This is a genomic window from Bradyrhizobium sp. 44 (assembly GCF_023073095.1).
In the GTDB taxonomy this organism is placed as follows: Bacteria; Pseudomonadota; Alphaproteobacteria; order Rhizobiales; family Xanthobacteraceae; genus Bradyrhizobium.
The window spans coordinates 139145-152624 of sequence record NZ_JADPIY010000033.1 but is presented as its reverse complement, the minus strand read 5'-3'; the positions used below and the strand labels follow the sequence as shown (position 1 = coordinate 152624).

Here is a 13480-nt window from a genome sequence, read left to right as displayed (position 1 = left end):
GGCGGGAACGTCGCGACGTGAGATCGATTGCAGTGTGAAGATATGGATGAAGAGCCGAATCTTTGACTCTGAAGACGCTCGGCTTTTGAGGATCGGGAGCTTCTGAGAAATTCCGAAAAACAACGCGAGACCAAGAATGTGGTTTGAGCGTCAGTTCTTCCTGCTCAGGGAGCACTTCAGCTCGCGAAGAATTTGAATGAAGCAGCAATGCTTCGCGCGAGACGAAAAGAGCGAGACCGCTGGTTGCGATCTCGCTCGAATATAGCCGCGAAAGATTTAAGAATTGGTTTGGCGAGCGAAGCTTGTGTTTTCGCTCGCGTGTCCGGATGCGGCGTAACCGATACGCCGCATCCGAACGGCCGCGACTTAGTTCTTCGACTTATCGACCAGCGCGCCCTTCTTGATCCAGGGCATCATGTCGCGCAGCTTGGCGCCGACTTCCTCGATCGGGTGCTCGGCGAGCTTGGCGCGGGTCGCCTTGAACGAGGTCTGGTTGACCTTGTTCTCGAGCATCCAGTCGCGGGCGAACTTGCCGGACTGGATGTCGTTCAGAACCCGCTTCATCTCCTTCTTGGTCTCGTCGGTGACGATGCGCGGGCCGGTGACGTACTCGCCGTACTCGGCGGTGTTGGAGATCGAGTAGTTCATGTTGGCGATGCCGCCTTCATAGATCAGGTCGACGATCAGCTTCACCTCATGCAGGCACTCGAAATAGGCCATCTCCGGGGCGTAGCCGGCTTCGACCAGGGTCTCGTAGCCGCCCTTGATCAGCTCGACCAGACCGCCGCAGAGCACCACCTGCTCGCCGAACAGGTCGGTCTCGCACTCTTCCTTGAAGGTGGTCTCGATGATGCCGGCACGGCCGCCGCCGACAGCGGAGGCATAGGACAGGCCGAGGTCGTGGGCGTTGCCCGAGACATCCTTGGCGATCGCGATCAGGCAGGGCACGCCGCCGCCGCGCTGGTATTCGGAACGAACGGTGTGGCCGGGGCCCTTCGGCGCGATCATCAGCACGTCGAGGTCGGCGCGCGGATCGAGCAGGTTAAAGTGGACGTTGAGACCGTGCGCGAAGACGAGCGCTGCGCCCTTCTTCATGTTGTCATGCAGGTGCTCGCGGTAGATGTCGCCCTGGAGCTCGTCCGGGGTCAGCATCATGACGAGGTCGGCCCATTTGGCGGCCTCGGCGACTTCCATCACCTTGAAGCCGGCAGCTTCCGCCTTCTTGGCCGAGGCCGAACCTTTGCGAAGCGCAATCGCCACGTCCTTGACGCCGGAATCCTTCAGGTTCAGCGCATGGGCGTGGCCCTGGCTGCCATAGCCGACGATGACGACCTTCTTGCCCTTGATCAGGTTCAGGTCGGCGTCGCGATCATAATAAACACGCATGGTCGTTTCCTCGTTCAGGGGCCGGAATCGGCCGTTGGTCAGGTCTTGTCAGTCAGGTCTCGGACGGTGAAATTTGCGGATTTCGGGGGCTGTCTAGAGCATTTTCGGCCCCCTGGGAAACCCGTTTCTGCATGGAAAGCCGGGGCATCATGCATCCATGACGACGGGATAGAGCGACGCCAGCAGCAGGATCGCCATCAGGATGTTGAAGGCGCGGACCAGCCGCACGGAGGTCAGGACGGGCCGCAGTGCGGTGCCGAAGAAGGCCCAGACCACCGTCGAGACCGTGCCCACGAGCAGACTGATCAAGGTCTGGATCGCGATGTTGAGCGGGAATTGGGCGATCGCCGCATAGGCGGTGATGGTGCCGATCACGATCACCCAGCCTTTGGCGTTGATCCATTGGAACATGGCGGCGCCCAGGAAAGTCATCGGGCCGCGGCCATCCCCCTCGTCCGGCTTGGCCGGGCCCGAGAAAGCGATCACGGCGGCCAGGTAGAGCAAGTAGGCGGCGCCGGCATATTTCAAAATGGTCTGCAGGATCGGATAGGCCAGGAAGACGGTGCCAAGCCCAAGGCCGACCGCTGCAATCATGAAGGCGAAGCCGATGACCACGCCTGCGATGTGGGGTATCGTGCGCCGGAAGCCATAGGTCAGCCCCGAGGACAGCAACATGATGTTGTTCGGCCCAGGCGTGAAATACATCACGGCCATGAAGGCGAGGAAGGCATACAGCAGCGACTGGGACATGCTCACCTCACGCGGCCTTCGGCTGCGGTTCTTGGTAACGCCTCGGGGCGTTTCGCCAGCACCATCACCGCGATACCGCCGATCACGGTGAGCATGCCGGCGAGGCGCAGCGGGCCGAACCGCTCATCGAACACGATGCTGGACGCGGCCGAGCCGACGAACGGCACCAGCAGCGCGAACGGCACCACCTGCGCAGGGGGATAGTCACGCAGCAGCCGGCCCCACAGCCAATAGGCGATGCTGGTGGAGATGGCGCCGATCAACAGCAGGCAAATGAGGCCGGTGAGCGACATGTGGATCAGCGACTGCCATGTCGGCGTCGGTCCGTTGACGATCAGCGTGAGCGCGAACAGCGGGACCGCGGTGGCGAGGCACAACCAGGCGAACAGATCGAACATCGGCACGCCGCGGGCGCCGCGCAGCAGGATATTGCCGACCGCAAAGCTGACCGGCGCGATCATCAGCACGGCGAAGGCACCGATGCTGAAATCATAGCCGACCGTGCCGCAGATCATCAAAAGACCGATTGCTGCGATGGCGATGCCCAGCGTCTGCACCGGCGTCGGCCGCTCACCGAATGCGATCGCGGCAAAGCCGATCGTGAACAGCGCCTGACTCTGCACGACGACGCTGGTCAGCCCCACCGGCACGCCATGGGCGATGCCATAGGCCTGGCTCAGAAACTGGCCGAGAAAGAGCGTGAAGCTGATCGCGATCAGGAGCGACCAGGCAACCTTCGGCTTGCGAATGAACAGGCACGGCACCGCGGCAATGGTGAAGCGCATCGCCGTCATCAGCTCCGGCGAAAATTCGTCGAGCGCGATCCGGCTCGCCACGAAGGCAAGCCCCCAGATGACCGCCACCAGGATGGCGATGAGGATGTCGGCCGGCTTCATTGTCGTTCCCGGTTCTGCCCTGTCGTGCAGCCCTGTTTGTTGTTCTGGTCGAGCCTTGCTCGCCGGCCTTTAAATGGAAGAATTGGGTTTCCGCAGCAGATAAGTGCCGTGCATCGGGGCGTGATAATCGGCCGAGACCAGCGTGAAGCCGACGTCGGTCAGCATCCGTTCCATGACCCAGCCAAAAGTGGAATATTCGTCGCGCATGTGAGTGACGACGCTTTCACGCGGGACATCGTGATTCTTGATCTCAAAGTCGGCCCATTGCTCGACGTCGCGCTCGAGCGCATCGGGCATCGAGGCGTAGACGATGTCGCGCAAATAGAAAGTGGCACCGGGCTTGAGCGCGCGATAGATCCGCGACATGGCCACCGCCTTCCAGAAATCCGGCAGATGGTGCAGCGTGAACTCGCTGACGATCAGGTCATAGGATTCCGGCCGGTAGGCGAAGCTGAGCAGGCCGGCGGACTGCGTGCGGACGGGCGCCTTGCGGTCGCGCGCGTAGATCTCGGCGAGCGCCAGCATCGCGGGCGAGATGTCGATGGCGTCGACCTCGGCGCCCATCAGCGCGGCCTCGGTCGCGAGCACGCCGTTGCCGCAACCGATGTCGGCGATGCGCCAGCCGCGTTGGACCCCAAGAATTTTCAGCGCCGCGCGCGCCCGTAGATCGGCATCGTCGTGACTGTCGTAGATCGAGGCCACTGCAGGCCCGATCCCCATCCGGTTCCGCTCGTTGTAATACCAGTCGCGCGCCAGCATCGCTCACATTCCTTCAGGCCCGCGACCAATCGCGGCAACACCGGTGCGCGACACTTCGACGAGGCCAAGCGGACGCATCAGGTCGATAAACTGGTTGATCTTGTCGGTGTTGCCTGTGATCTCGAACACAAAGCTCTCGGTGGTGGCGTCGATCACGCGGGCGCGAAACGCGTCCGCCAGCCGCAACGCCTCGACGCGATGCTCGCCCTCTCCGCGAACCTTGACCATTGCAAGCTCGCGCTCGATCGAGCGTTTCGTCAGCGTCATGTCGACGACGCGATACACAGGGATCATGCGGTCGAGCTGATGCTTGATCTGCTCGATCACCATCGGCGTGCCCGTCGTGACGATGGTGATGCGCGAGAGATGCTTCTGGCTCTCGGTCTCCGAGACCGTGAGGCTCTCGATGTTGTAGCCGCGCCCCGAGAACAGGCCGATGACGCGCGCGAGCACGCCGGGCTCGTTCTGCACGAGCACCGAAAGCGTGTGCGTCTCGTTCGGATCGTGGCGTTCCTCGATGAAATAGGCGGATGCGGGCTGGTTCATTGTCGTCCCCTTCATTCTCGTCGTTACGCCGTCGCCCGACGAGCGACCGGCGCTTCCGTGCCGACCCAACCGCGGAACAGATCGAAATCGATATTGCCGCCGGACAGCACGAGACCGACGCGCTTGCCCTGTAGCTTGGTCTTTTCCTGAAGCGCTGCGGCGAGCGCGGCGGCGCCGGCGCCTTCGGCGAGATTGTGCGTGTCGGTCCAGAGCGCACGGATCGCGAGCGCGATCTCATCGTCCGTCACCTGGACGATACGCGAGGCGCCCTTGAGGATGACCGCGAGCGCTTCAGGATCGGGAATCCGCGTCGCCATGCCGTCCGCGAGCGTATTGCTGGTCTCGGTCGTCACGGCATGACCGGCCGCGAACGACAGCGCGTAGGACGGCGCCTCGGTCGATTGCACGCCGACGACCTCGGTCTTCAGGCCGAGCAGATCGCGCGCCATGATACAGCCGCAGATCCCCGAGCCCTGCCCGATCGGCACATAGAGGATGTCGAGATCGGGCGCGGCCCGGAGCAATTCAAGCGCATAGGTCGCCACGCCCAGCACCAGGTCCGTATGGAACGACGGCACCATGTGCAGCCCGGCGAACTGCGCGTGGCGCCCGGCTTCCTCGCGTGCGGCCTGAAAGTCCTCGCCATGCTCAACGAGCTCGGCGCCGAACGCCTTCATCGCGCGGTTCTTCTCGACCGAATTGCCGCGCGGCACATAGATCACGGCAGGCACACCATGGCGGCTCGCCGCAAAGGCGAGGCTCTGACCATGATTGCCGCGCGTCGCCGAGATGATGCCCGGAATGTTCGGCCGTTCGCGCTTCAACCGATCAAGATAGACTAACCCGCCGCGCACCTTGAAGGCGCCCGTCGGCGCATGATTCTCGTGCTTGACCACGATCTGCGTGCCGAGCCGCTGGCTGAGCAGCGGCCAGGCGTGCGCCGGCGTCGGCGGCACCGCCTGCCCCACGATCGCATGCGCGCGTTCGAGCTCGTTCAGGTCGAACATCACATCACACCAGCGCCTTGCCGCCGGCGAACGCCTTTGCGGTGGCTTCGTCGTTCGCCTGCTCCGGCAACAGCATCTCGTTGTGCGCCTTGCCGGAGGGGATCATCGGGAAACAATTTTCCAGCGACGCGACGCGGCAGTCGAACAGCACCGGGCGCTTGACCGAGATCATCTCCTGGATGGCGCCGTCGAGATCGCCGGGCTTGTGCACCTGGATGCCGACGCCGCCATAGGCTTCCGCGAGCTTGACGAAATCCGGCATCGCCTCCGAGTAGGAATGCGACAGGCGGTTGCCATGGAGCAGCTGCTGCCACTGCCGCACCATGCCCATGTACTGGTTGTTCAGGATGAAGATCTTGATCGGCAGCTCGTACTGCACCGCCGTCGACATCTCCTGCATCGTCATCTGCACCGAGGCATCGCCCGCGATGTCGATGACGAGGCTGTCGGGATGGGCAACCTGCACGCCGACCGCGGCCGGCAAGCCGTAGCCCATGGTGCCGAGACCGCCCGAGGTCATCCAGCGATGCGGCTCCTCGAAGCCGTAGAACTGCGCCGCCCACATCTGATGCTGGCCGACCTCGGTGGTGATGTAGGTGTCCTTGCCGCGCGTCGCCTCGAACAGGCTCTGGATCGCGTGCTGCGGCAGGATGACGTCGTTGCTCTTCCTGTAATAGAGCGAGTTGCGGGCCCGCCACTGCGCGATCTGCTGCCACCAGGCCTTGATGTCGGGCTTCTTCGCCTCCGCCTTGAACACTTGAAGAATGTCGCCGAGAATGTTGCCGCAGTCGCCGATGATCGGCACGTCGACGCGGATGTTCTTGTTGATCGAGGACGGGTCGATGTCGATGTGGATCTTCTTCGAGCCCGGCGAGAACGCGTCAACGCGGCCGGTGATGCGGTCGTCGAAGCGCGCGCCGACGCACAGCATGACGTCGCAATCATGCATGGTCATGTTGGCTTCGTAGGTGCCGTGCATGCCGAGCATGCCGAGCCAGCTCTTGCCCGACGCGGGATATGCGCCGAGGCCCATCAGCGTGGAGGTGATCGGAAAGCCGGTGACTTCGACCAGCTCGCGCAGCAGCCTGGTGGCTTCAGGGCCGGAATTGATCACGCCGCCGCCGCTGTAGATCACGGGGCGCTTGGCGCCCGCGAGTAGCGCCACGGCCTTGCGGATCTGCGTCGCATCGCCCTTCACCCGCGGCGCGTAGGAGCGATGCACGTCGGACTTGCGCGGCGGATGATAGGTGCCGGTCGCGAACTGCACGTCCTTGGGCACGTCGACGAGCACCGGGCCCGGTCGCCCCGTGGTCGCAACGTAGAAGGCCTCGTGCAGCACCTTTGCGAGATCGTTGACGTCGCGCACCAGCCAATTGTGCTTGGTGCAGGGGCGCGTGATGCCGACGGTGTCGCATTCCTGGAACGCGTCGTTGCCGATCAGATGCGTCGGCACCTGGCCGGAGATGCAGACCAGCGGGATCGAGTCCATCAGCGCGTCGGTGAGCGGCGTCACCATGTTGGTGGCGCCGGGACCGGAGGTCACCAGTGCAACGCCGGGCCGGCCGGTCGAACGCGCATAGCCCTCGGCGGCGTGACCCGCACCCTGCTCGTGGCGGACCAGGATGTGCTGGACTTCGCTCTGCTGGAAAATCTCGTCGTAGATCGGGAGCACCGCGCCGCCGGGGTAGCCGAAAATGTCGGTCACGCCATGATCGATGAGCGCGCGGACGATCATCGCGGCGCCGGTCATCTGGTTCGGATCGTGGCTCTTGTCGCTCATTGGCTTGCTCCGGATGCGCTGTTGTCAGCGGCTTCGTTCGTGTCGGGTTTTCGGAAATAAAAAAGGCCCCGAAGAGGGCCCATGCACACCGCCTGTCATGTGGATGGCAGCTAGCCACCCCCGGCGGTGTGCCTGGGTACGACGGCGATAAGGAGTTTGGTAATAATGTTACGCATGGCAGGCGCCCAGCTTCCCAAAGGTTGCGCGAAACATAGCGGCCGGCGCCCCGATGTCAAGGCAATGCAGCCGTTCCCGCGCGATTTTGGCAGTGTAGCGGTGTTCCCGGGGATGGGCGAGAGGTAAATTCGGGAGCGGAGGCACAAAAGCGTGTCAGCCTTGGTCCAGTGCCGCGTTCACGATCGCCGCCAGCCAGCCCCGCGTCTCCCCGGGCTTCACCCACTCGAATTCGGGCAATTGGTGCCGGAACCAGGTGAACTGTCGCTTGGCGTAGTGGCGGGTGTCGGCGCGGCCGATGGTTGCCGCCTGCTCCAAGCTGAGCTCACCGCGCAGATGCCGGATCAGCGCCGGCACACCATGAGCCTTCATCGCCGGCAGCAGCGGATCGAGGTTTCGGGCGGCGAGACGCTCGACCTCCTTCAGCACGCCGGCACCCAACATGGCGTCGAAACGGGCGTCGATGCGCGCATAGAGCTCGTCGCGCTCGGGCGCGAGGAACACCGCGCGAAAACTGTCCCCGGGGAGCAAAGGCGGCTGGCCCTCATGGTGCCAGTCCAGCAGCGAGCGGCCGGTGGCTTCGACCACTTCGAGCGCGCGCGCAATGCGCGTGCGATCACGCAGGTTCAATCGCTCGGCGGCTCGCGGATCGGAGGCTGCGAGTTCCGCATGCAGCGCCTCGACGCCGTTCCGCTCCAGTCGCGCTCGAACGTCCTCGCGCACCTCGGCGGGGATCGGCGGTACCACGGAAAGGCCCGCCGTCAGCGCCTTGAAGTACAGCCCGGTCCCGCCGATGAAGATCGGCAGGCGGCCTTCGGCTTTCGCCACTTCGAGCGCCTTGGCCGCGTCGCCCACCCAGGCGCCAGCCGAAAAATTCACGGCCGCATCGACATGGCCGTACAGGCGATGAGGCGCCCGCGCCTCGTCGCCATCTGTGGGGCGCGCGGTGATGATGCGGAGGTCGCGATAGACCTGCATGGAATCGGCATTGATCACGACCCCGCCCGCAGCGAGCGCAAGCTCGAGCGCCAGCGCCGACTTGCCGCTGGCGGTCGGGCCTGCGATAAGCACCGCCTTGCCAACATGCCTTCTGCCGACTTGCCCCTCGCTCACGAAAACCTCAAATGTCCCTCGTTGCCACGCTGATCTGCAACCCGAATAACCCCGCGCTCGACTCCACCATCGTCGACGGCGCCCGCGCCGTGCTGCCTCAGGCAGCTCCCGCGCACTGGCTGTTCGACGGGGTTGCAGTCGATATCCCCTTCGGCGCCGACAGTAACCTCGAAGGCGACCGTCACGCCATCGAACAGCGGCTCCGCGAGCTTCGCGGCGACCTGCCCATCGACATCGTGGTGCAGCCAGTCGGCTTCCGGCGCAAGAAGCTTTTTCTCGCCGACATGGATTCCACCATGATCGGCCAGGAATGCATCGACGAGCTCGCCGATTTCGTCGGGGTGAAGGCCCATGTGGCAGCCATTACCGAACGCGCAATGCGCGGCGAGGTCGAGTTCGAGCCGGCGCTGCGCGAGCGCGTTGCGCTGCTGAAGGACCTCCCCGCCAGTGCCGTCGACGAGGTGCTGGCCAAGCGCATTACGCTGACGCCGGGTGGTCGCGAACTGGTCGCGACCATGCGCGCCCATGGCGCCTATGCCTGCCTCGTCTCCGGCGGCTTCACGCTGTTCACCAGCGCGGTCGCCACCAGGATCGGCTTCCAGGAGAACCGCGCCAACGAGCTCGTCGTCCGCGACGGCAAGTTCACCGGCGAGGTGAAGGAGCCGATTTTGGGGCGCGCGGCAAAGCTCGCGACGCTGGTGGATCTAATGGAGTCGTTCGATCTCGACGACATCGACTCGCTGGCGGTCGGCGACGGCGCCAATGATCTCGCGATGATCCAGGCGGCGGGGCTGGGCGTGGCGTATCACGCCAAGCCCGCGGTGGCCGCCGCTGCGGCGGCGCGGATCGATCATGGCGATCTCACCGCGCTGCTGTACGCGCAGGGGTATCGACGCGAGGAGTTCGTGGAGGCGTAAGTCTTACCGCACGCCCAACTGCTGTAGGGTGGGCAAACGCGCATTTGCGCCGTGCCCACCACTCTTGCAGCAGTGGTGGAAAAGTGGTGGGCACGCTTTCGCTTTGCCCACCCTACAGAACTGCGCCGTGCTTACTGCACGCTCAACGCCACGAAGCGCAGCTCACCGTCGGCGTTCGAGACCAGCAGCAGCACCGACTTCTTGCCGTCCTTCTTGAGCTGGTCGATCCGCTTCTGGATGTCGGCGCCGCTGGAGACGCTCTCCTGCGCCACCTCGACGATGACGTCGCCGGCGGAGAGGCGCTTCTCGGCGGCATCCGAATTAGCGTCGACATTGGTGACGACCACGCCCTTGACGCTGTCCTTGATCTTGTAGCGCGTACGCAGATCCTTGCTCAGCGCCGCGAGATCGAGGCCGAGCGCCTTCTGTGTCACGGTCTTTTCAGGTGCGGGCTCGTCGGTCTTCACTGCGGCCTGCACCTTGTCGGGATCCTGCAGCCGGCCGAGCATGACCTTCTTGGTCTCCTCCTGACCCTTGCGGATGATGACGACATCGACCTCCTTGCCGACCGCGGTATCGGCGACCACGCGAGAGAGATCCTTGGGGTCCTTCACGTCCTTGCCGTCGAACTTGACGACGACGTCGCCGGGCTCGATGCCGGCCGGCTTGGCCGGGCCCTTGTCGTCGACGCCGGCAACCAGCGCGCCGCGCGGCGGCTTGATGTTGAGGCTCTCGGCGATCTCGTCGGTGACGCTCTGGATGCGCACGCCCAGCCAGCCGCGGCGCAATTCGCCGAACTGGCGGAGCTGGTCGACGACACCCGCCACCGTCTTCGACGGTACGGCGAAGCCGATGCCGATCGAGCCCCCGGAGGGCGAGATGATCAGCGTGTTGACGCCGATGACGTCGCCATCGAGGTTGAACAGCGGACCGCCGGAATTGCCGCGGTTGATGGAAGCGTCGGTCTGAATGTAGCTGTCGTAGGGACCTGAGGAGATGTCACGGTTCTTCGCCGAGACGATTCCGGCCGTCACGGTGCCGCCGAGACTGAATGGATTGCCGATCGCGACGACCCAATCGCCGAGGCGCAGCTTGTCGGAATCGCCGAACTTCACCGACACCAGCGGTTTCGACGGCTTGAACTTGAGTACGGCAAGGTCGGTCTTCTTGTCGACTCCGACCAGCTCGGCCTTGATCTTGGTCCCGTCGTTGAGGATGACGTTGATCTCGTCGGCGTCCGCGATGACGTGGTTGTTGGTGACGACGACGCCTGATGTGTCGATGATGAAGCCACTTCCGAGCGAGTTGGTCTTGCGCGGCGCCGGGCTATTCTCGCCGCCCTTGCTGCCGCCGCCGGGACCCTTGCGATTCTTGAAGAAGTCGTCGAAAAACTCCTCGAAGGGCGAACCGGGCGGCAGTTGCGGCATGGCATTGCCGCCGCCCCCGCCCTTGGCTTCGACGGTCTGCGAGGTCGAGATGTTGACGACCGCGTCGATCACCTTCTCGGCGACGTCGGCGATGCCATCCGGTCCGCGCGCATAGGCCGGTGTGCCGAATGCGCTGAAAACGCCAACGGCGAGCGCGGCCAGCCCTAAGCGCAAACGGGTCGGGGCAATGGTGGCAGCGGTCATTGTGATCTCCAGGAAACAAGGATTCGGCGTCAAGACTGCGCTCGAACGGGGGGACGGCGCAAGCGCGGACCTTAACGGGCCTCAAGACCCGGACAATAAGGCGAAAACCGGTCCCTCGCCTTCACTTTGGCGTTGGTGCGACGGCTAAATTGGACGTCGCATAACCCAGATCAGGACCAGGCCGGCTACGGCCGAACCGATGCCGACCGCCCGCAGGACATTGTCCGGCGTGGCCATCGCGCTTTTCATGGCCTTGCGCATCCAGGCCGGGCTTGCCGCGAACATCAAGCCTTCCAGCACGAACAGGATGCCCAAACCGATGAGGAAGTCGGTGAACGCAATGGACCTCATCGGATTGGAACCTCCCGTTGTGCTGTTCTTGTCTGAACGAAGGGCGGCCAGACCTGCCGCCCTTGTCTCACTTACGGCTTCGCTGGCGTCGTGGTCGCCGTCTTGCCGGACGGGTTACCAAAGAACCGGAAGAAATCCGAGTCCGGGCGCAGCAGGAAGCGGGTGTCGTTCGCGCGCAGCCCGGTTTCATAGGCCGCCATCGAGCGGTAGAAGGCGAAGAAATCCGCGTCCTGGCCGTAGGCTTCGGCGAACAGACGGTTGCGCTCGGCATCGCCGACGCCGCGCGTCTGCTCGGCCAGCGACCTTGCATCCGCCTCGATCACGGTCGCCTCGCGGTCGGCCTTGGAGCGGATCTCCTGTGCTTTCTGGCCGCCCTGCGCGCGGAACTCGGCGGCTTCGCGCTCGCGTTCCGTCTTCATGCGCTGATAGACCGCCTGGCTGTTCTGCTCCGGCAAATCGGCGCGGCGGATCCGGACGTCGACGACCTGGATGCCGTAGCCGTCGGCCTCGTGGTCGAGCTGATCGCGGATGCGCTGCATCAGCTTCTCGCGGTCGTCGCGGACCACGTTGATGAAGGTGACCTCGCCGAGCACGCGGCGTAGCGCCGCGTTCAAGAGCGTGGTGAGCTGGATGTTGGCGGCCTGGATCGAGCCGATGCTCTGATAGAAGCGAAGCGCGTCCTTGATGCGGTAACGCGCGAAGGCGTCGACCACGAGCCGCTTTTGGTCGGACGCGATCGCTTCCTGCGACGGGTTCTCCAGATCGAGGATGCGCTTGTCGATGTTGATCACCGAATTCCACGGCGCCTTGAAGTGCAGGCCGGGAGCGGTGACGACGTCGACGGGCTTGCCGAACTGCAGCACGATGGTCTGCTCGGTCTGCGCCACCGTGAACAGGGACATGTAGCCCACGATCACGACGAGCAGGAGGCCGAGCAGCGTGACGATGCCTGTGACCGGAGATCTCATCGGTTGCCTCCGGTCGTCTGCTGGCCGGTTGCAGGTGGCCGCTTGGTCGTCAGTTCGCTGAGCGGCAGATAAGGCACCACGCCCTGGCCCGACTGGCCGCCATCATAGATGAGCTTTTCCGAGCCGCCGAGCACGCGCTCCATCGTCTCCAGGTAAATCCGTTCACGCGTCACGTCGGGCGCCTTCTTGTATTCCTCGTAAACCTTCAGGAAGCGCGAGCTCTGGCCCTTGGCCTCGGCGACCGTCTGCTCCCTGTAGCCTTCGGCGGCCTGCATGATCTGCGCCGACCGTCCGCGTGCCTGCGGCACGACCTGGTTGGCATAGGTCTGCGCCTCGTTCTGCAGCTGCTCCAGATTGGCGCGCGCCGCCTGGACGTCGCGGAAGGCGTCGATCACCTGCGCCGGCGGGTCGACCTTCTGCATCTGCACCTGGCTGATCTGAATGCCGGCGCCGTAGCTGTCGAGGGTCTTCTGGATCAGTTCCTGCACGCCCTGTTCGGTGACATTGCGCGCGCCGGTCAGGATCGGCTGGATCTGCGAGCGACCGATCACTTCGCGCATCGAGCTCTCGGCGACCGCCTTCACGGTGCCCTCGGGATTCTGGATGTTGAAGAGGAAATCGCCGACGCCGTTGGGCTTGATGCGCCAGAGCACGGTGAAGTCGACGTCGACGATGTTCTCGTCGCCGGTCAACATCAGGCTCTCTTCCGGCACGTCACGAATGGAGCGGCCGCGCCGCGCCGGATCGTCGATCAGCGTCATGCCGATGGAGATGGTGGACACACGCAGTGCCTTCGGCAGCAGCACGGTCTCGATCGGATAGGGCAGATGGTAGTTCAGGCCGGGCTCCACGGTGCGAACATGCTTGCCGAAGCGCAGCACGACGCCGAGCTCTTCGGACTGCACCCGGAAGAAGCCCGACAGCAGCCAGAACGCGACGATGAGCAGCACAATCAGCGTGATGCCGATGCCGGAGAAATAGCCGCCCGGCATGATCTGCTGGAGGCGGTCCTGGCCGCGCCGCAGAAGGTCTTCCAGATCCGGCGGCCTTGGCCCGACCGGTTGCGGGCCGTTGCCCCATGGTCCCTTCGGACCCGAGCCCCATGGGCCACCGCCCTGATTCTTCCACGGCATTCGACGCTCTCCTCGGCAGGGTGAAATTGCCCCAGCCCGCTTTGTCCGGTCCGGCTTTATAGGGGACAG

At 64.3% G+C, this 13480-nt stretch carries 13 protein-coding genes; 1 reads left to right on the top strand and 12 read right to left on the bottom strand.

Going from position 1 to position 13480, the window contains the following annotated elements:
- Positions 1-366 precede the first annotated feature (366 nt).
- From ilvC to miaA, 8 genes are all read right to left on the bottom strand, one after another.
- On the bottom strand, positions 367-1386 hold the full coding sequence (ilvC, locus tag IVB41_RS32075; protein ID WP_007600992.1) for a ketol-acid reductoisomerase: 1020 nt from the start codon (positions 1384-1386) through the stop codon (positions 367-369).
- A 147-nt stretch (positions 1387-1533) separates the two neighbouring features.
- Positions 1534-2136 carry a LysE family translocator gene (locus tag IVB41_RS32070; RefSeq protein WP_027570804.1) on the bottom strand — a complete coding sequence of 201 codons (603 nt, stop codon included), beginning with the start codon at positions 2134-2136 and terminating at the stop codon, positions 1534-1536.
- A 2-nt stretch (positions 2137-2138) separates the two neighbouring features.
- Positions 2139-3032 carry an EamA family transporter gene (locus tag IVB41_RS32065; protein WP_027570803.1) on the bottom strand — a complete coding sequence of 298 codons (894 nt, stop codon included), beginning with the start codon at positions 3030-3032 and terminating at the stop codon, positions 2139-2141.
- Positions 3033-3101: 69 nt separating this feature from the next.
- On the bottom strand, positions 3102-3791 hold the full coding sequence (locus tag IVB41_RS32060) for a class I SAM-dependent methyltransferase (RefSeq protein ID WP_027570802.1): 690 nt from the start codon (positions 3789-3791) through the stop codon (positions 3102-3104).
- Positions 3792-3794: 3 nt separating this feature from the next.
- A complete protein-coding gene (gene ilvN / locus IVB41_RS32055) occupies positions 3795-4337 on the bottom strand; it encodes an acetolactate synthase small subunit (protein WP_027519532.1) in 543 nt (180 codons plus the stop codon).
- Positions 4338-4360: 23 nt separating this feature from the next.
- The gene (locus tag IVB41_RS32050; protein WP_247438454.1) at positions 4361-5344 is read right to left on the bottom strand and encodes a threonine dehydratase; all 984 of its coding nucleotides are present in this window, start codon (positions 5342-5344) and stop codon (positions 4361-4363) included.
- A 4-nt stretch (positions 5345-5348) separates the two neighbouring features.
- Positions 5349-7124, bottom strand: coding sequence for an acetolactate synthase 3 large subunit (locus tag IVB41_RS32045; protein WP_027570800.1), 1776 nt, complete (start codon positions 7122-7124; stop codon positions 5349-5351).
- Between the two features lie 330 nt (positions 7125-7454).
- Positions 7455-8411, bottom strand: a complete 957-nt coding sequence (miaA, locus tag IVB41_RS32040; protein ID WP_027570799.1) for a tRNA (adenosine(37)-N6)-dimethylallyltransferase MiaA — start codon at positions 8409-8411, stop codon at positions 7455-7457.
- Positions 8412-8422: 11 nt separating this feature from the next.
- Here miaA and serB point away from each other — a divergent pair, with 11 nt between their 5' ends.
- Positions 8423-9328, top strand: a complete 906-nt coding sequence (gene serB / locus IVB41_RS32035; RefSeq protein ID WP_027570798.1) for a phosphoserine phosphatase SerB — start codon at positions 8423-8425, stop codon at positions 9326-9328.
- 131 nt (positions 9329-9459) lie between these two features.
- Here serB and IVB41_RS32030 read toward each other — a convergent pair whose 3' ends face one another.
- The 4 genes from IVB41_RS32030 to hflK form a co-directional block, all read right to left on the bottom strand.
- Entirely contained in the window at positions 9460-10959 is a 1500-nt protein-coding gene (locus IVB41_RS32030) for a Do family serine endopeptidase (RefSeq protein WP_027570797.1), read from the bottom strand.
- A gap of 144 nt (positions 10960-11103) precedes the next feature.
- Positions 11104-11310 carry a DUF2065 domain-containing protein gene (locus tag IVB41_RS32025; protein ID WP_007600979.1) on the bottom strand — a complete coding sequence of 69 codons (207 nt, stop codon included), beginning with the start codon at positions 11308-11310 and terminating at the stop codon, positions 11104-11106.
- Positions 11311-11381: 71 nt separating this feature from the next.
- A complete protein-coding gene (hflC, locus tag IVB41_RS32020; RefSeq protein WP_018454336.1) occupies positions 11382-12278 on the bottom strand; it encodes a protease modulator HflC in 897 nt (298 codons plus the stop codon).
- On the bottom strand, positions 12275-13411 hold the full coding sequence (hflK, locus tag IVB41_RS32015; protein WP_247402015.1) for an FtsH protease activity modulator HflK: 1137 nt from the start codon (positions 13409-13411) through the stop codon (positions 12275-12277). Before hflK ends, hflC begins: the two co-directional genes overlap by 4 nt.
- Positions 13412-13480 lie beyond the last annotated feature (69 nt).

Bases quoted from the DNA above. Each gene is read 5' to 3' on its own strand.
- ilvC (WP_007600992.1), bottom strand. From the start codon at position 1,386: ATGCGTGTTTATTATGATCGCGACGCCGACCTGAACCTGATCAAGGGC.
- IVB41_RS32070 (WP_027570804.1), bottom strand. From the start codon at position 2,136: ATGTCCCAGTCGCTGCTGTATGCCTTCCTCGCCTTCATGGCCGTGATG.
- IVB41_RS32065 (WP_027570803.1), bottom strand. From the start codon at position 3,032: ATGAAGCCGGCCGACATCCTCATCGCCATCCTGGTGGCGGTCATCTGG.
- IVB41_RS32060 (WP_027570802.1), bottom strand. From the start codon at position 3,791: ATGCTGGCGCGCGACTGGTATTACAACGAGCGGAACCGGATGGGGATC.
- ilvN (WP_027519532.1), bottom strand. From the start codon at position 4,337: ATGAACCAGCCCGCATCCGCCTATTTCATCGAGGAACGCCACGATCCG.
- IVB41_RS32050 (WP_247438454.1), bottom strand. From the start codon at position 5,344: ATGTTCGACCTGAACGAGCTCGAACGCGCGCATGCGATCGTGGGGCAG.
- IVB41_RS32045 (WP_027570800.1), bottom strand. From the start codon at position 7,124: ATGAGCGACAAGAGCCACGATCCGAACCAGATGACCGGCGCCGCGATG.
- serB (WP_027570798.1), top strand. From the start codon at position 8,423: ATGTCCCTCGTTGCCACGCTGATCTGCAACCCGAATAACCCCGCGCTC.
- IVB41_RS32030 (WP_027570797.1), bottom strand. From the start codon at position 10,959: ATGACCGCTGCCACCATTGCCCCGACCCGTTTGCGCTTAGGGCTGGCC.
- IVB41_RS32025 (WP_007600979.1), bottom strand. From the start codon at position 11,310: ATGAGGTCCATTGCGTTCACCGACTTCCTCATCGGTTTGGGCATCCTG.
- hflC (WP_018454336.1), bottom strand. From the start codon at position 12,278: ATGAGATCTCCGGTCACAGGCATCGTCACGCTGCTCGGCCTCCTGCTC.
- hflK (WP_247402015.1), bottom strand. From the start codon at position 13,411: ATGCCGTGGAAGAATCAGGGCGGTGGCCCATGGGGCTCGGGTCCGAAG.